The organism is Empedobacter sp. UBA7252 (genome assembly GCF_002472765.1).
Classification (GTDB): Bacteria; Bacteroidota; Bacteroidia; order Flavobacteriales; family Weeksellaceae; genus Empedobacter; species Empedobacter falsenii_B.
This window is the reverse complement of record NZ_DKSQ01000044.1, coordinates 54,707-72,048: the sequence shown is the minus strand read 5'-3', so window position 1 is coordinate 72,048 and position 17,342 is coordinate 54,707. Positions and strand designations below refer to the sequence as shown.

The window sequence follows — 17,342 nt, the reverse complement described above, 5'->3', positions numbered from 1 at the left end:
AAAAAAGAGAAGCAATTGCTTCTCTTTTTGATCTTTTAGTTGGTTAATAAAAAATCATAATATATATAAAAGGTCGATTTTAGAATAATTTGAAACCAATACCAGTACTGATTAACCAAGGATTAAGATCTACATCTGCTGGTACATAAACTTGTTTGTCTAAAGCTGCACCAACTGTAACGTCTGTGTTTAAGTATAATTTTTTAACATCTACGTTCCAGTATAATTTATCATTGATTTTGTAATCAAATCCTAATTGAAATCCGAAACCTACATTGTTTTTGTAATCTACACTAGTTACGGCTGCGTTTCTCCCTTTTCCTTGCCCTTGATCATAGAAGATTGTATAATTAATTCCAGCACCAACATAAGGTTTTAGGTTTTTGGTTGGATACAAATGATATTGTACATTAAGAGTTGGAGGTAACAGCATTACTCGTCCCAAATCTAAATTTCCTAATGCAGTATTTACCGCTACAACTTCGTGTTTAGATGTTCCTAAGATTAATTCGGCCGCGATATTTTTTGTAATATAATAGGTAAAGTCAATTTCTGGAATAAGATTGTTTGTAACTGCTACATTTCCACCTATTGCTTCTATTTTAGCATCTTCCATAGGAACTACACCAGTTGCTCTTACACGCATATGTAATTCACTAGCCTCTTGTCCAAATGAAATTGTTGATGCAAAGATTGCTCCTAATATTAATAGTCCTTTTTTCATAATGTTTATTTTATTTTTCGAAACAAAACTCGGATTAATTCATCCGAATTAAAATGTCAAATATCATTTCCGAAAATGACTTTAAACATTTGTTTTTTTTAAGGATATTATTAACTTAAACACGCTGATAGTCAATTATTTTTAATGAGTAAAAATAATCGTAAAAGAAAAACTTTTCACTTAATAGAAATTTATTACTTTTGGAGGAAAGTCATAAAAAAACAAAAAAACTCAAAAAAATGGATTTCTTAGAAAATGAAAATTTATCATTAATCGCGCAATCGGCAAGAGATTTTGCAAAACAATACATTCAACCGAATATAATGGAGTGGGATGAAGCTCAAACTTTTCCAGTTGAAGTTTTCAAAGAACTTGGAAAAATGGGATTCATGGGAATCGTTGTTCCAGAAGAATATGGAGGAAGTGGTTTGTCATATGATGAATATGTATCAATTGTAGATGAAATTTCACAAGTTGATCCTTCTATCGGTTTGTCTGTAGCGGCACATAATTCACTTTGTACAAATCATATTTTAGAATTCGGAAACGAAGAACAAAAACAACGTTGGTTACCAAAATTAGCAACAGCAGAATGGATTGGTGCTTGGGGATTAACAGAGCACAACACAGGATCTGATGCTGGAGGAATGTCTACAACAGCTGTAAAAGATGGTGATGAATGGGTGATTAATGGAGCAAAAAACTTTATTACACATGCAATTTCTGGTGATGTTGCGGTTGTGATGACAAGAACAGGAGAGAAAGGAGCTAAAAATAACGCGACAGCTTTTGTAATAGAAAAAGGAACGCCAGGTTTTACATCGGGTAAAAAAGAAAATAAATTAGGAATGCGTGCTTCGGAAACGGCAGAGTTAATCTTCGATAACGTACGTGTTTCGGATGTAAATCGTTTAGGAAATGTTGGTGATGGTTTCAAGCAAGCACTTAAGATTTTAGATGGTGGTCGTATCTCGATCGCAGCTTTATCTTTAGGAATTGCGAAAGGAGCTTATAAAGCAGCATTGAAATATGCACAAGAGCGTCATCAATTTGGAACTGCAATTGCAAATTTCCAAGCAATTAACTTTAAATTGGCTGAAATGATTACAGAAATCGAAGCTTCAGAATTATTAATTCGTAAAGCATCTTATTTAAAAAATCATAAAAAACCAATGACGACAGAAGGTGCAATGGCAAAATATTATGCATCGGAAGCGTGTGTTAAAATCTCGAATGAAGCAGTTCAAATATTTGGTGGATACGGATATACAAAAGATTTTCCAGTAGAGAAATTCTACCGTGATTCTAAGTTGTGTACAATCGGTGAAGGAACAACTGAGATCCAAAAATTAGTGATTGGAAGAAATATTTTGAAAGATTAATACAAAACGATTTGTTTAATTACTAAAGAGTTGTATATTTGCCATCTCAAAAAGAAATAGATAAAATTATGTTGATTATACCAGTAAAAGACGGAGAGTCAATCGAAAGAGCTCTAAAAAAATACAAAAGAAAATTTGATAAAACAGGTGTTGTACGTCAGTTAAGAGCACGTCAACAATTTACAAAACCTTCTGTTACAAATAGAATTAAGATGAGTAGAGCAATCTACAAACAAGCCTTAATCGAAAAGGAGGAAGCATAAATTGCCGTTTTAAACGATATAAAGAAATTAATTTCTGTTGACCTATTTGTTAAAGTTGTAACTTTGATGAATAGGTTTTTTTATGGAATTTATTCAACTATTCTTAGATTATTTAGCGCTCGAGAAAAACTATTCTACGCTAACAATTACTAGCTACAAAAGAGATTTGGACGATTTTGTTGAGTTCTATCAACAAGAAGAAAATTCGTCAGAAATACAACTTGCAACAAAAAAACATATTCGTGCATTTGTGATGCATTTATCAGAATTAGAAAAGTCTGAGAAAACAGTTAATCGCAAATTAAGCGCTTTACGAACGTTTTATAAATATTTGGTCAAAGAAAATCATCTTTCCATTAATCCAATCGAGCAAATTCATTCACTTAAACAAAATAAACAAGTTTTAGTACCTTTTACAGAAGCAGAATTGAATGATTTGTTGAATAATGATGAATTTTTCCCTGACACATTCGAAGGTTTACGTGATCGATTAATGATTGATGTAATGTATCAAACAGGAATTCGACGTGCCGAATTAATTGGTTTGAAAGAAAATGATATCGATCCGAATACACTTTCTATAAAAGTTCTTGGAAAAAGAAATAAAGAACGCATAATTCCTATTTCTACCTTTCTGTTAGAGGATTTGGCGAATTATAACACTAGAAAACATAACGAAATTACTTTACAATGTACGAATGTTTTTGTAACAGAAAAAGGAAAACCTTTGTACGATAATCTTGTTTATTCGAAAGTAAAATACTATCTTAGTCTTATAAGTGTAAAACATAAAAAAAGTCCTCATATGTTGAGGCATTCATTTGCGACTCATATGTTAGATTCAGGAGCAGATCTGAATGCAGTAAAAGATATTTTAGGGCATTCAAGTTTGTCATCGACTCAAATTTATACACATGGGAGTATAGAAAATTTAAAAAAAGTGTTTAACAAAGCTCACCCGCGTGAGAACAAAAAAGAGTAATTATGACAATTAACTTTCAAGCAGTAAACTTCAATACTAAACCAGGTTTAGAGGAGTATTTAGAGAAAAAATTAGAAAAATTAGAAACTTTGTCAGACAAAATCATTGCAGCGAATGTTTCTTTTAAATTAGAGAATACTGCAGAAAAAAATAACAAGACAGTTGATATTAAGTTAGAAGTACCAGGAGATGATATTGTTGTAAGTAAAACAGGACAATCTTTTGAAGAATGTATTGATTTAGCGGTAGATACATTAAAAAAATTAATTATCAGAAAAAAAGAAAAAATTAGCGAAAGATAAAAAATAGGGAATTGACTAAAAAAAGAACCTAAAAATTTGGTTAATTCAAAAAACAACGTAAATTTGCAGTCCGTTAAACAAACATATTTAACGGACTGTTCTTTTAAATAACGCTTTTAAAAACAAAAATGCCGATGTAGCTCAGCTGGCTAGAGCAGCTGATTTGTAATCAGCAGGTCGTGGGTTCGAGTCCCTCTATCGGCTCAAAGTTTTTAGAAGAACAAAAAAAGTAAGGCGGGGAGATACTCAAGCGGCCAACGAGGACGGACTGTAAATCCGTTGGGTAACCTTCGCAGGTTCGAATCCTGCTCTCCCCACAAATTTAATTTTTAAAATTTTTTGTGGTTTAGGATTTAATCTTTAGATTTGCAAAGCTTTTTAGAAGTGAATGCGGGAATAGCTCAATTGGTAGAGCGTCAGCCTTCCAAGCTGAATGTTGCGGGTTCGAGTCCCGTTTCCCGCTCAAATTCTGGTTCGTCCAGTATAGTTAATCTTTTAAGTAGTTGTTGAAACTCATTTAAACCAAGGTTAACGCGAGTCAAAAATTAATATCTTTATATAAATCAAAAAGTGTATTTTTACACTTGAAAATAATTTAAAGTTATTTTTTTAATTTAAGTATAACAATAGAAATTAATAAAAAGTAAAATGGCAAAGGAAACTTTCAACCGTAATAAGCCGCACTTAAATATTGGTACTATTGGTCACGTTGACCACGGTAAAACAACTTTGACTGCAGCGATTACTAAAGTATTAGCTGATGCTGGTTATTCAGAAGCAAAAGCTTTCGATCAAATCGATAATGCTCCAGAAGAAAAAGAGCGTGGTATTACAATTAATACATCTCACGTAGAGTATGAAACTGCTAACCGTCACTACGCACACGTTGACTGTCCAGGTCACGCGGATTACGTAAAAAACATGGTTACAGGAGCTGCTCAAATGGATGGTGGTATCTTAGTAGTAGCTGCTACTGATGGTCCAATGCCTCAAACTCGTGAGCACATCTTATTATGTCGCCAAGTAAACGTTCCTCGTATCGTTGTTTTCTTAAACAAAGTTGATATGGTTGACGATGCTGAGTTATTAGAGTTAGTAGAAATGGAAGTAAGAGATTTATTATCTTCTTACGAATATGACGGAGATAACACTCCAGTTATCCAAGGATCTGCTTTAGGTGCATTAAACGGTGAGCCTCAATGGGTTGAAACTGTATTGAACTTAATGAACAATGTTGATGAGTGGATTGAGCAACCAGTTCGTGATCAAGATAAACCGTTCTTAATGCCAGTAGAGGATGTATTCTCTATTACAGGTCGTGGTACTGTTGCTACAGGACGTATCGAGGCTGGTGTAATTAACTCTGGGGATCCAGTTGACATCGTTGGTATGGGAGAAGAAAAATTAACTTCTACTGTAACAGGTGTTGAAATGTTCCGTAAAATCTTAGATAGAGGTGAAGCTGGTGATAACGTAGGTTTATTATTACGTGGTGTTGATAAAACTGACATCCGTCGTGGTATGGTTATCGCAAAACAAGGATCTGTTAAACCACACAAAAAATTCAAAGCTGAGGTTTATATCTTAACTAAAGAAGAAGGTGGTCGTCACACTCCATTCCACAACCGTTACCGTCCACAGTTCTACGTACGTACAACTGACGTAACAGGGGAAATCAACTTACCAGAAGGAGTTGAGATGGTTTTACCAGGAGATAACTTAACTATTACAGTTGAATTATTACAACCAATCGCATTAAACGAAGGTTTACGTTTCGCAATCCGTGAAGGTGGACGTACAGTTGGTGCTGGTCAGGTAACTGAAATTTTAGACTAATTAGTCAAAATATAATATAGAAGATGTGGTAATCTTCAATGATTACCACTCTTTTTATCTACGGGCATAGTTCAATGGTAGAATAGCGGTCTCCAAAACCGTTGATCAGGGTTCGAATCCTTGTGCCCGTGCTAAATGAAAACGATATGAAAGTCGTACAATATTTTAAAGATTCCTTTGTAGAATTTAAAGATCATGTTACATGGCCATCATTCTCAGATCTACAAAGAGACACAATTATTGTTGCAATAGCTACAGTTTTGTTAGCTATATTTTTATATGCGGTAGATACATTATTCACACAAGTGCTTAACTTTATCTACGGCGCTTTTTAGTTTGTAAAATATCCCGTTTAGTAATTAGAATCATGAGTGAAAAGAAATGGTATGTAATCAAGACTGTAGCTGGACAAGAGCTGAAAGTTAAGGATTATATTGAAAGAGAAATTCAGTACCAAAATTTGAATGATTATGTAGGACAAATTGTTGTTCCTATGGAAAAAGTGATTCAAATCCGTAACGGTAAAAAATATCAAAAGGAAAAAGTACACTTTCCTGGTTACATCATGATAGAAGCCGAACTTGTAGGGGAAATTCCTCACATGGTAAAGAATACATCAGGTGTAATTAGCTTTTTGAGTGCAACGAAAGGAGGTGATCCTGTACCAATGAGACAATCGGAAGTTAACCGAATGTTAGGTAAAGTTGACGAATTAGCAGAAAACGTTGATACAAACTTAGGAATATCTTACATCGTAGGAGAAACTGTAAAAGTAATCGACGGACCATTCAATGGGTTCAACGGAACAGTTGAAAAAATCATTGAAGATAAACGTAAACTTGAAGTGATGGTTTTAATCTTCGGACGTAAAACACCACTAGAGTTAAGTTTTAACCAAGTTGAAAAGATTGCATAATCAATCTATCAACAAATTAAAAGTAGAAATTTAGGCTGCTTCCACATAACGCTTAATTTTAAGAATTAAAAAAATGGCAAAAAAAATTGAAAAAGTTGTAAAACTTCAAGTTAAAGGAGGACAAGCAAATCCTTCACCACCAGTAGGGCCAGCTTTAGGTGCTGCAGGTGTTAACATCATGGAGTTTTGTAAACAATTTAATGGACGTACACAAGAAAAACAAGGTGCAGTGTTACCAGTTGTTATTACTGTGTATCAAGACAAATCATTCGATTTCGTAATTAAAACTCCACCAGCTGCTATTCAGTTAATGGAAGCTGCGAAATTGAAAAAAGCTTCAGGTGTACCTAACCGTCAAAAAGTTGGTACTGTTACTTGGGATCAAGTTAGAGCTATTGCTGAAGACAAATTAGCGGACATGAACTGTTTTACTGTTGAATCTGCTATGAAAATGGTTGCTGGAACTGCACGTTCTATGGGTATAACTGTAAAAGGTGGGCAAGCTCCAGAATAATTAAAACATTTTAGGAAATGGCAAAGTTAACAAAAAGACAAAAAGAAGTATTAGCTAAAGTAGAAAAAAACAAACTTTACTCTATTGATGAAGCATCATCATTAGTAAAGGAAGTTAACTACGCTAAGTTTGATGCTTCTGTAGATATAGCAGTTCGTTTAGGTGTAGATCCTAAGAAAGCTAACCAAATGGTTCGTGGTGTAGTTTCATTACCACACGGAACAGGTAAAGATGTAAAAGTATTAGCATTAGTTACTCCAGACAAAGAAGCAGAAGCTAAAGCAGCAGGTGCAGACTATGTAGGATTAGACGAATACTTACAAAAAATTAAAGAAGGTTGGACAGATGTTGACGTTATCGTTACTATGCCAGCAGTTATGGGTAAATTAGGGCCATTAGGACGTGTTTTAGGACCTCGTGGATTAATGCCTAACCCAAAATCAGGTACTGTAACTTTAGAAGTTGGTAAAGCTGTTTCTGAAGTGAAAGCAGGTAAAATCGACTTCAAAGTAGACCGTTACGGAATCATCCACGCTGCAGTTGGTAAAGTATCTTTCGATGCTGATAAAATTAAAGAAAATGCGAATGAATTAATTCAAACTTTAATTAAATTAAAACCAACAGCTGCTAAAGGAACATATGTAAAAAGCATCACGCTTTCTACAACTCAATCTGTAGGTGTATCAGTAGATCCAAAAAGTGTAAACGCTTAAAATTAGTAGATTATGGCAATGACAAAACAAGATAAAGCAAATATGATAGATGAATTGCAAGCTGTATTAGCAGAAGCAAAAATCATCTACTTAGCAGATATCGACGGATTAAACGCTGTTAATACTACTGAATTAAGAAGAGCTTGCTACAAAAGCAATGTATCTTTACGCGTAGTAAAAAACACTTTATTAAAGAAAGCTATGGAGCAAATCGAAGACAAAAACTTCGAAGAGCTTTACGGATCTTTAAAAGGAAATACAGCATTAATGACTGCTGAAGTTGGTAACGCACCAGCCAAAGTAATCGATACTTTCAGAAAAAAATCTGAAAAACCTATTTTAAAAGGAGCTTGGATTGAAGATAATACATTCGTAGGTGATGACAAATTACCACAATTAGTAGCATTGAAATCTCGCGAAGAATTAATCGCAGACATCATCATGTTACTTCAATCTCCAATCAAAACTGTTGTTTCTCAATTAGAGAACAAAGAGGCTGCAAAAGCAGAAGAAGGAGCTTCAGAAGAATAAGACACACTCATATCAAATAAAAGTTTAAAAAACAAAAAGCATTAAAATGGCAGATTTAAAAAAATTAGCTGAAGAGTTAGTAAACTTAACAGTATTAGAAGTTAATGAATTATCTACAATCTTAAAAGATGAATACGGAATCGAACCAGCTGCTGCTGCTGTAGTTGTTGCTGCAGGTGGAGCAGGTGAAGCTGCTGAAGAGCAATCAGAATTCGACGTAATCTTAAAAGAAGCAGGTGCATCTAAATTAGCAGTTGTTAAATTAGTTAAAGAATTAACTGGAAAAGGATTAAAAGAAGCTAAAGATTTAGTAGATTCAACTCCAGCAACAGTTAAAGAAGCAGTTTCTAAAGACGAAGCTGAAGCTTTAAAGAAACAGCTAGAAGAAGCTGGTGCAGTAGTAGAATTGAAGTAATTTTTATTACTCAAAAATATAGGTTTGGACCTAACACAGGACGTGTTAGGTCTAAACCTTTTTACGCATAAAGTCATTATATAAACCAAAATTCATTCGAAATTGGCCACTAAAGCAACATTAAGCAACTCGACTGAGAAAAAAGAAAGATTGAACTTCTCTTCTGCAAAAGCAGTCGCTCAGTTCCCAGATTTCCTTGACATTCAGATCAAATCGTTTGAAGATTTTTTCCAGTTGGAAACAAGACCTGACCAACGAAAAAATGAAGGTCTTTACCGAACATTTGCTGAGAATTTTCCAATTACGGATACTCGCAATCAGTTTGTTTTAGAATTCTTAGATTATTTCGTAGATCCACCACGTTACACAATTGATGAGTGTATCGAAAGAGGATTAACGTACAGCGTACCATTGAAAGCTCGTCTTAAATTGTACTGTACGGACGAAGAACACGAAGATTTCGAAACTGTAGTGCAAGACGTATACTTAGGAACAATTCCTTATATGTCTCCTTCAGGATCATTCATTATTAATGGTGCAGAGCGTGTTATTGTATCTCAATTACACCGTTCTCCTGGGGTATTCTTCGGACAATCTTTCCACGCGAATGGTACAAAATTGTACTCATCTCGTATCATTCCTTTCAAAGGATCTTGGATTGAGTTCGCAACAGACATCAACAGCGTAATGTACGCTTACATCGATCGTAAGAAAAAGTTACCATTAACTACCTTATTACGTGCTATCGGATACGAAAGAGATAAAGATATCTTAGAAATTTTCGACTTAGCAGAAGAAGTAAAAGTTAATAAAGCTAATTTAAAGAAAGTTGTAGGTCGTAAACTTGCTGCACGTGTATTAAATACATGGCACGAGGATTTCGTAGATGAAGATACAGGAGAAGTTGTATCTATCGAGCGTAATGAAATTATCTTAGACCGTGAAACAATCTTAGAGAAAGATCACATCGATCAAATCGTAGATTCTGGTGTTAAGACGATTTTATTACACAAAGAAGACATCAATTCTGCTGATTATGGAATTATCCATAATACTTTACAAAAAGACCCTACTAATACTGAAAAAGAGGCAGTAGAGTATATCTATAGACAATTACGTAACGCTGAGCCACCAGATGAGGAAACAGCAAGAGGAATTATTGACAAATTATTCTTCTCTGATCAACGTTATTCATTAGGTGAAGTAGGTCGTTACAGATTAAATAAAAAATTAGGCTTAAGCATTAGCGAGGACGTACAAGTATTGACTCGTGAAGATATCATTTCGATTATTAAATACTTAATCGAATTAATCAACTCTAAAGCAGAGGTGGATGATATCGACCACTTATCTAACCGTCGTGTAAGAACGGTAGGTGAGCAAATGGCTAGCCAATTCGGAGTAGGTTTAGCTCGTATGGCTAGAACTATCCGTGAAAGAATGAATGTTCGTGACAACGAGGTGTTTACACCAATCGATTTGATTAATGCTAAAACATTATCATCTGTTATCAACTCATTCTTCGGAACGAACCAGTTATCTCAGTTCATGGACCAAACAAATCCATTATCAGAGATTACACACAAACGTCGTTTATCAGCATTAGGACCTGGAGGTTTATCAAGAGAAAGAGCGGGATTCGAGGTACGTGACGTACACCACACTCATTACGGACGTTTATGTCCAATTGAAACTCCTGAGGGACCAAACATTGGTTTGATTTCGTCATTATGTGTATTCGCTAAAGTTAATAACTTAGGGTTCATCGAAACACCGTACAGAAAAGTAGAAGATGGAAAAGTGGACGTCGAATCAGCACCAATCTATTTAACTGCGGAAGAGGAGGAATCAAAAGTAATTGCTCAAGCCAATATCGACATGACAGACGATGGTACTATTGCTACTGAACGTGTAACTGCTCGTGAAGATGGGGATTTCCCTGTTGTAACGCCAGCAGAAGTTGATTTAATTGACGTTGCACCTAACCAGATTGCATCTATCTCAGCATCATTAATTCCTTTCTTGGAGCATGATGACGCCAACCGTGCGTTAATGGGATCGAACATGATGCGTCAGGCAGTTCCATTATTAAAACCTCAAGCACCAATTGTAGGTACTGGATTAGAAAAACAAGTTGCAAAAGATTCAAGAATCTTAGTAAATGCAGAACGTGAAGGTACAGTAACTTATGTTGATGCTGACATTATAACAATTAAATATGATCGCTCAGAAGACGAAGAATTAGTAAGCTTCGATACTGCTGAGAAAACATATAATTTAACAAAATTCAGAAAAACGAATCAAGGAACTACAATTACGTTGAAACCAATTGTAAAAGTTGGTGATCGTGTAGAGAAAGGACAAGTTTTATCTGAAGGTTATGCAACAGAAGGAGGAGAATTAGCAATTGGTCGTAACATGGTTGTTGCCTTTATGCCTTGGCAAGGATACAACTTCGAGGATGCCATTGTAATCTCTGAGAAAGCTGTTCGCGAAGACTGGTTTACATCTATCCACATCGATGAGTATTCATTAGATGTACGTGATACAAAATTAGGTATGGAAGAATTAACTTCAGACATTCCTAACGTTTCGGAAGAGGCTACAAAAGACTTAGACGAAAACGGTATGATCCGTATTGGAGCAGAAGTAAAACCTGGTGATATCTTGATTGGTAAGATTACTCCAAAAGGAGAATCTGATCCAACTCCAGAAGAAAAATTATTACGTGCGATCTTTGGTGACAAAGCAGGTGATGTAAAAGATGCTTCTCTTAAAGCCTCTCCATCATTACGTGGTGTTGTTATCGACAAAAAATTATTCTCACGTAGTATTAAGGATAAACGTAAACGTTCTCAAGACAAAGCTATTATTGATAGTGTAGAAGCTGAGTACGACGTTAAATTCAACGAATTAAGAGAGATTTTATTAGAGAAATTATACGTTTTATTAAACGGAAAAACTTCTCAAGGTATTTACAACGACTTGAACGAAGAAGTAATCAAGAAAGGTGTAAAATACACACAAAAAATCTTATCTAATGTTGAAGATTTCTTAAATTTAACTGGAGCAGAGTCTCTTTGGACAACAGACGAGGATAAGAACGAATTAGTAAAAGAATTGTTACATAATTACAAAATTAAGTACAATGATTTACAAGGAGCACTTAACCGCGAAAGATTTACAATCTCTGTTGGAGACGAGTTACCTGCAGGTATCGTTAAATTAGCAAAAATCTACATTGCGAAAAAACGTAAACTAAGAGTAGGGGATAAAATGGCAGGACGTCACGGTAACAAAGGTATTGTTGCACGTATCGTTCGCGACGAAGATATGCCTTTCTTAGAAGACGGAACGCCAGTAAATATCGTACTTAATCCACTTGGGGTACCATCTCGTATGAATATCGGTCAGATTTATGAAACGGTATTAGGATGGGCTGGACTTAAAATGGGTCAAAAATTTGCTACACCTATCTTCGATGGTGCTGAAATCGCTGATATCGATCGCATCACAGAAGAAGCAGGTATTCCAAAACACGGTACAACATATTTATATGACGGTAATACTGGAGAACGTTTTGATCAAAAAGCTACTGTAGGGGTGATTTACATGTTGAAATTAGGACACATGGTTGACGACAAAATGCACGCGCGTTCTATCGGACCATACTCATTAATTACTCAACAACCATTAGGAGGTAAAGCACAATTCGGTGGACAACGTTTCGGAGAGATGGAGGTTTGGGCATTAGAAGCATTCGGTGCATCTAATATCTTACGCGAAATCTTAACAGTTAAGTCGGATGACGTAATTGGACGTGCGAAAACTTACGAAGCAATCGTAAAAGGAGAGCCAATGCCAGAACCTGGTATTCCAGAATCATTTAACGTATTGTTACATGAATTACAAGGTCTTGGATTAGACATAAACTTGGAAGAATAATAGGGCAACCTATTATTCTACCTTTTTCGTTATAATAATATAATTGTTAGATACATTTCTATATGTCAACAAAAAATAAAACAAGTCAATTCTCAAAAATCCGTATCGGGTTAGCTTCTCCAGAATCGATTCTTCAAGAATCTAAAGGTGAAGTTTTAAAACCTGAAACGATTAACTATAGAACGCACAAACCAGAGCGTGACGGGTTATTCTGTGAGCGTATCTTTGGACCTGTAAAAGATTACGAATGTGCCTGCGGAAAATATAAAAGAATCCGTTATAAAGGTATCGTTTGTGACCGCTGTGGGGTTGAAGTTACTGAAAAGAAAGTTCGTCGTGAGCGTATTGGACACATCAATCTTGTTGTGCCAATTGCACATATTTGGTATTTCCGTTCATTACCAAACAAAATTGGTTACATCTTAGGATTACCATCTAAGAAATTAGACATGGTAATTTACTATGAAAGATATGTAGTGATTCAACCAGGTATCGCAAAAGGACCAGAAGGTGAAGAATTAAATAGATTAGATTTCTTATCAGAAGAAGAGTATTTAGATATCTTAGAAACTCTTCCAATCGAGAATCAATATCTAGAAGATACAGATCCTAATAAATTCGTTGCGAAAATGGGTGCTGAAGCATTAGAAGACCTATTATCTCGTATCAATTTAGATGAGTTATCTTACGAATTAAGACACAAAGCACACAACGAAACTTCTAAACAACGTCGTACAGAAGCGTTAAAACGTTTACAAGTTGTTGAGTCGTTACGTGAGTCAAATATGCACCACGTAAACCGTCCAGAATGGATGGTAATGCGCGTTATTCCGGTTATTCCACCAGAATTACGTCCGTTAGTTCCATTAGATGGTGGTCGTTTTGCAACATCAGATTTAAATGATTTATATCGTCGTGTAATTATCCGTAACAATCGTTTGAAACGATTAATGGAAATCAAAGCGCCAGAAGTAATCTTACGTAATGAAAAACGTATGTTACAAGAAGCGGTTGATTCATTATTTGATAACACGCGTAAAGCATCTGCTGTAAAAGCTGATGGTAACCGTCCGTTAAAATCATTATCTGATTCATTAAAAGGTAAACAAGGTCGTTTCCGTCAAAACTTATTAGGTAAACGTGTAGATTATTCTGCTCGTTCTGTAATTGTTGTTGGACCAACACTTAAATTACACGAATGTGGTTTACCAAAAGATATGGCAGCTGAATTATACAAACCATTCGTAGTTCGTAAATTAATCGAGCGTGGAATTGTAAAAACAGTTAAATCGGCTAAGAAAATTATCGATAGAAAAGAGCCAGTTGTTTGGGATATTTTAGAAAATGTAATCAAAGGTCATCCAGTTTTATTAAACCGTGCCCCTACGTTACACCGTTTAGGTATCCAAGCATTCCAACCGAAATTAATCGAAGGTAAAGCAATTCGTTTACACCCATTAGTGTGTACTGCCTTCAATGCCGATTTCGATGGTGACCAGATGGCTGTTCACTTACCATTAGGACCAGAAGCTGTTTTAGAAGCACAATTATTAATGTTGGCTTCTCAAAATATTTTGAATCCTGCAAATGGTTCTCCAATTACTGTACCTTCTCAGGATATGGTTTTAGGTCTTTACTACATGACGAAAATTCGTCGCACAGACCACCAATTTACAGTAAAAGGAGAAGGATTAACTTTCTATTCAGATGAAGAAGTTCAAATTGCATACAACGAAGGAGCTGTTGACTTAAACGCGCCAATTCGTGTAAAAGGAACAATTCGTGTAGGAGAGGAGTTGATAGAAAATCAATTAATCGAAACTTCTGTAGGACGTGTGTTATTCAACCAAATCGTTCCGAAACAAGTAGGTTATATTAATGAAGTATTAACGAAAAAATCGTTACGTACAATTATTAATAAAATTATCAAGATTACAGATTTCCCTACAACGGCTGCTTTCTTAGATGATATGAAACAATTAGGATACCGTAATGCCTTCGAGGGTGGTTTATCATTCTCATTAGGAGATATCTTAATCCCAGAACAAAAGAAAGACCTTATCTCAGGTGCGATCAACCAAGTTGAGAACATTAAGATGAACTATAACATGGGTCTTATTACAAATAACGAACGTTACAACCAAGTTATTGATGTTTGGACAACAACAAACGCGACATTAACAGAAATTGTAATGAAACGTATGACAGAAGATCAACAAGGATTTAACTCTGTATTCATGATGCTTGATTCTGGAGCACGTGGATCTAAAGAGCAAATTCGTCAGTTATCAGGTATGCGTGGATTGATGGCTAAACCTCAAAAAGCTGGTTCTACTGGTGGGGATATCATCGAAAACCCAATTATCTCTAACTTCCGTGAAGGTCTGTCTATCTTAGAGTACTTTATTTCTTCGCACGGTGCGCGTAAAGGTCTTGCCGATACTGCCTTAAAAACTGCCGATGCTGGATACTTGACTCGTCGTTTAGTTGACGTTGCGCAAGACGTTATCGTAATGCACGAAGATTGTGGTACATTAAGAGGTTTAGAAGTATCTGCACTTAAGAAAAAAGAAGAAATCATCGAAAGTTTATCTTCTCGTGTATTAGGTCGTACTTCATTAAATGATATTTACAACCCAGATAATGGTGAATTAATCATTTCTGCTGGTAACATTATTACAGAAGATATTGGTGATGCCTTAGAAGCAGCTGGTATTGAAAATGTAGAAGTTCGTTCTCCATTAACATGTGAAGCAAAAACTGGAATTTGTGCTAAATGTTACGGACGCAACTTAGCTACAGGTAAAGGTGTTCAGAAAGGTGAATCAGTTGGTGTAGTTGCTGCGCAATCTATTGGTGAGCCTGGTACACAGTTAACATTACGTACTTTCCACGTTGGGGGTACTGCGGGTAACGTTTCTGAGCAAAATACAATTAATGCTAAAGTTGATGGTACAATTGAGTTTGATGACTTACGTACTGTTGAATCGACAGATGATGCAGGTAACAAAGTAGATACAGTTGTTTCTCGTTCTACAGAGATGAAAGTAATTGACGATTTAGGAAACGTTCGTCAACAAACTAACATCGCTTATGGTACTATCTTATCTGTTAAAAACGGAGCTAAAGTTCAAAAAGGTCAAGAGATTGCAAGTTGGGACCCTTATAACGGGGTAATCATCGCAGAATCTACTGGTAAAATCGAATACGAACAATTAGAGCAAGGGGTAACTTTCCAAATTGAAATCGATGAGCAAACAGGATTCCAAGAAAAAGTTATTTCTGAATCACGTAATAAAAAATTAGTTCCAGCGTTAAGAGTTATCACGATTGATGGTGAAGAAAAAACATATAACTTACCAGTAGGTGCACACTTAATGGTAAATGATGGTGAAAAAATTAATGCAGGTAAAATCTTAGTTAAGATTCCTCGTAAGTCAGCTAAATCTGGCGATATTACAGGAGGTTTACCTCGTATTACAGAGTTGTTAGAGGCTCGTAATCCATCTAATCCAGCAGTTGTTTGTGAAATGGATGGAGTTGTTTCTTTTGGTAAAATAAAACGTGGTAACCGTGAAATCATCGTTGAATCTAAAAATGGTGAAATCCGTCGTTACTTAGTTAAATTATCAGCACAGATCTTAGTTCAAGAAAATGACTTCGTACGTGCAGGTGAGCCTTTATCAGATGGAGCAATTACACCAGAAGATATTTTAAGAATCTTAGGGCCAACAGCGGTTCAAGAATACTTAGTAAACGAGATTCAAGATGTATACCGTTTACAAGGGGTAAAAATTGATGACAAACACTTCGAAATTATCGTACGTCAAATGTTACGTAAAGTTCGTATTGTAGACTCAGGAGATTCAAGATTCTTAGAAGATAGTTTAGAGCACAAAGACGATTTCATGCAAGAAAACGATCGTTTATTTGGAATGAAAGTCGTAGAAGATGCTGGTGATTCTGACACATTAAGTCCAGGACAAATCATCACAGTTCGCGAATTACGTGACGAAAACTCTAAATTAAAACGTGAAGACAAAAACTTAGTGACAGCTCGTGAGGCTTTACCTGCAACAGCAGAAGCCGTTTTACAAGGTATTACAAGAGCATCTTTACAAACTAAATCTTTCATGTCTGCGGCATCGTTCCAGGAAACTACAAAAGTTCTTAACGAAGCAGCTGTAGCTGGTAAAGTAGACGGTTTAGTAGGATTAAAAGAAAACGTTATTGTTGGACACTTAATTCCTGCCGGAACTGGATTAAAAGAGTATCAAAACATCATCGTAGGATCTAACCGTGAATACGAGGAATTAATAAACGCAAAACAAGAATTATAATGTCAGAAAATCAACAAAACGAAGGATTAAACATTGAGTTAAACGAATTAGTAGCTCAAGGTGTTTATGCTACAGGAGCAATCATCAACCACTCACCATCTGAGTTCGTTGTAGATTTCGTTCAATTTTTACCAGGTGCTAGACCATCAGTAAAATCAAGAATTATTTTGTCTCCATTACAAGCAAAACAATTATCTCAATCGTTAGCAGAAAACGTAACTAACTTTGAGAAAAGCTTTGGTGAAATCAAAGAACCTCAAGTAAACAACGGTACTGCAACTTACGAAGCTTAAGAATCATTCTTAATATTTCAAAAAGTCCCTCAATCTTAGATTGGGGGATTTTTTTATGCAATCAAAACTATCAAATCATTAAAAATAATCTTATAAATGTTAGATCAATTATTAAATTGATAATTATTTATGATATTAATGCGAATAATTTAAAAATAAAATACATTAATCTTTTTAACAGTATTT

Annotated in this window: 15 protein-coding genes and 4 tRNA genes; 18 read left to right on the top strand and 1 reads right to left on the bottom strand. The window is 35.3% G+C overall.

What is annotated here, in order from left to right:
* Window positions 1–79 precede the first annotated feature (79 nt).
* Complete coding sequence (locus B2X73_RS05855; protein WP_286495079.1) at window positions 80–724, bottom strand: OmpW/AlkL family protein; 645 nt, start codon at window positions 722–724, stop codon at window positions 80–82.
* Window positions 725–963: 239 nt separating this feature from the next.
* On the opposite strand from B2X73_RS05855, the gene B2X73_RS05850 reads away from it, so the two are divergent.
* The 18 genes from B2X73_RS05850 to B2X73_RS05765 all read left to right on the top strand — a co-directional run bounded on the left by B2X73_RS05850 (window position 964) and on the right by B2X73_RS05765 (window position 17,156).
* Window positions 964–2,106 carry an acyl-CoA dehydrogenase family protein gene (locus B2X73_RS05850; protein ID WP_291059283.1) on the top strand — a complete coding sequence of 381 codons (1,143 nt, stop codon included), beginning with the start codon at window positions 964–966 and terminating at the stop codon, window positions 2,104–2,106.
* A 68-nt stretch (window positions 2,107–2,174) separates the two neighbouring features.
* Window positions 2,175–2,369 carry a 30S ribosomal protein S21 gene (gene rpsU / locus B2X73_RS05845; protein WP_038331168.1) on the top strand — a complete coding sequence of 65 codons (195 nt, stop codon included), beginning with the start codon at window positions 2,175–2,177 and terminating at the stop codon, window positions 2,367–2,369.
* An 82-nt stretch (window positions 2,370–2,451) separates the two neighbouring features.
* Window positions 2,452–3,351 carry a tyrosine-type recombinase/integrase gene (locus B2X73_RS05840; protein ID WP_291095989.1) on the top strand — a complete coding sequence of 300 codons (900 nt, stop codon included), beginning with the start codon at window positions 2,452–2,454 and terminating at the stop codon, window positions 3,349–3,351.
* 2 nt (window positions 3,352–3,353) lie between these two features.
* Window positions 3,354–3,653, top strand: a complete 300-nt coding sequence (gene hpf / locus B2X73_RS05835) for a ribosome hibernation-promoting factor, HPF/YfiA family (RefSeq protein WP_038331066.1) — start codon at window positions 3,354–3,356, stop codon at window positions 3,651–3,653.
* A gap of 130 nt (window positions 3,654–3,783) precedes the next feature.
* Window positions 3,784–3,857, top strand: a tRNA-Thr gene (locus B2X73_RS05830).
* Between the two features lie 32 nt (window positions 3,858–3,889).
* Window positions 3,890–3,970, top strand: a tRNA-Tyr gene (locus tag B2X73_RS05825).
* A 73-nt stretch (window positions 3,971–4,043) separates the two neighbouring features.
* Window positions 4,044–4,116: transfer RNA gene (locus tag B2X73_RS05820), tRNA-Gly, on the top strand.
* Between the two features lie 185 nt (window positions 4,117–4,301).
* Window positions 4,302–5,489: an elongation factor Tu gene (gene tuf, locus B2X73_RS05815; protein WP_038331067.1), complete on the top strand. Its 1,188-nt coding sequence runs from the start codon at window positions 4,302–4,304 to the stop codon at window positions 5,487–5,489.
* Window positions 5,490–5,549: 60 nt separating this feature from the next.
* Window positions 5,550–5,620: transfer RNA gene (locus tag B2X73_RS05810), tRNA-Trp, on the top strand.
* 15 nt (window positions 5,621–5,635) lie between these two features.
* Entirely contained in the window at window positions 5,636–5,824 is a 189-nt protein-coding gene (secE, locus tag B2X73_RS05805; protein ID WP_038331172.1) for a preprotein translocase subunit SecE, read from the top strand.
* A gap of 32 nt (window positions 5,825–5,856) precedes the next feature.
* Entirely contained in the window at window positions 5,857–6,405 is a 549-nt protein-coding gene (gene nusG / locus B2X73_RS05800) for a transcription termination/antitermination protein NusG (RefSeq protein ID WP_219033762.1), read from the top strand.
* Window positions 6,406–6,478: 73 nt separating this feature from the next.
* Entirely contained in the window at window positions 6,479–6,919 is a 441-nt protein-coding gene (gene rplK, locus B2X73_RS05795) for a 50S ribosomal protein L11 (protein ID WP_038331069.1), read from the top strand.
* 17 nt (window positions 6,920–6,936) lie between these two features.
* Window positions 6,937–7,632: a 50S ribosomal protein L1 gene (rplA, locus tag B2X73_RS05790; protein ID WP_038331070.1), complete on the top strand. Its 696-nt coding sequence runs from the start codon at window positions 6,937–6,939 to the stop codon at window positions 7,630–7,632.
* Between the two features lie 18 nt (window positions 7,633–7,650).
* A complete protein-coding gene (rplJ, locus tag B2X73_RS05785; protein ID WP_115001950.1) occupies window positions 7,651–8,163 on the top strand; it encodes a 50S ribosomal protein L10 in 513 nt (170 codons plus the stop codon).
* Window positions 8,164–8,209: 46 nt separating this feature from the next.
* Window positions 8,210–8,578: a 50S ribosomal protein L7/L12 gene (rplL, locus tag B2X73_RS05780; RefSeq protein WP_019974307.1), complete on the top strand. Its 369-nt coding sequence runs from the start codon at window positions 8,210–8,212 to the stop codon at window positions 8,576–8,578.
* A gap of 102 nt (window positions 8,579–8,680) precedes the next feature.
* On the top strand, window positions 8,681–12,523 hold the full coding sequence (gene rpoB, locus B2X73_RS05775) for a DNA-directed RNA polymerase subunit beta (protein WP_125349434.1): 3,843 nt from the start codon (window positions 8,681–8,683) through the stop codon (window positions 12,521–12,523).
* A gap of 62 nt (window positions 12,524–12,585) precedes the next feature.
* Window positions 12,586–16,863, top strand: coding sequence for a DNA-directed RNA polymerase subunit beta' (gene rpoC, locus B2X73_RS05770; RefSeq protein ID WP_291047741.1), 4,278 nt, complete (start codon window positions 12,586–12,588; stop codon window positions 16,861–16,863).
* Window positions 16,863–17,156 (top strand): DUF3467 domain-containing protein, encoded by a 294-nt coding sequence (locus tag B2X73_RS05765; RefSeq protein WP_038331074.1) that lies wholly within the window; start codon window positions 16,863–16,865, stop codon window positions 17,154–17,156. Before rpoC ends, B2X73_RS05765 begins: the two co-directional genes overlap by 1 nt.
* Window positions 17,157–17,342: the final 186 nt, after the last annotated feature.

Bases quoted from the DNA above. Each gene is read 5' to 3' on its own strand.
- B2X73_RS05855 (WP_286495079.1), bottom strand. From the start codon at position 724: ATGAAAAAAGGACTATTAATATTAGGAGCAATCTTTGCATCAACAATT.
- B2X73_RS05850 (WP_291059283.1), top strand. From the start codon at position 964: ATGGATTTCTTAGAAAATGAAAATTTATCATTAATCGCGCAATCGGCA.
- rpsU (WP_038331168.1), top strand. From the start codon at position 2,175: ATGTTGATTATACCAGTAAAAGACGGAGAGTCAATCGAAAGAGCTCTA.
- B2X73_RS05840 (WP_291095989.1), top strand. From the start codon at position 2,452: ATGGAATTTATTCAACTATTCTTAGATTATTTAGCGCTCGAGAAAAAC.
- hpf (WP_038331066.1), top strand. From the start codon at position 3,354: ATGACAATTAACTTTCAAGCAGTAAACTTCAATACTAAACCAGGTTTA.
- tuf (WP_038331067.1), top strand. From the start codon at position 4,302: ATGGCAAAGGAAACTTTCAACCGTAATAAGCCGCACTTAAATATTGGT.
- secE (WP_038331172.1), top strand. From the start codon at position 5,636: ATGAAAGTCGTACAATATTTTAAAGATTCCTTTGTAGAATTTAAAGAT.
- nusG (WP_219033762.1), top strand. From the start codon at position 5,857: ATGAGTGAAAAGAAATGGTATGTAATCAAGACTGTAGCTGGACAAGAG.
- rplK (WP_038331069.1), top strand. From the start codon at position 6,479: ATGGCAAAAAAAATTGAAAAAGTTGTAAAACTTCAAGTTAAAGGAGGA.
- rplA (WP_038331070.1), top strand. From the start codon at position 6,937: ATGGCAAAGTTAACAAAAAGACAAAAAGAAGTATTAGCTAAAGTAGAA.
- rplJ (WP_115001950.1), top strand. From the start codon at position 7,651: ATGACAAAACAAGATAAAGCAAATATGATAGATGAATTGCAAGCTGTA.
- rplL (WP_019974307.1), top strand. From the start codon at position 8,210: ATGGCAGATTTAAAAAAATTAGCTGAAGAGTTAGTAAACTTAACAGTA.
- rpoC (WP_291047741.1), top strand. From the start codon at position 12,586: ATGTCAACAAAAAATAAAACAAGTCAATTCTCAAAAATCCGTATCGGG.
- B2X73_RS05765 (WP_038331074.1), top strand. From the start codon at position 16,863: ATGTCAGAAAATCAACAAAACGAAGGATTAAACATTGAGTTAAACGAA.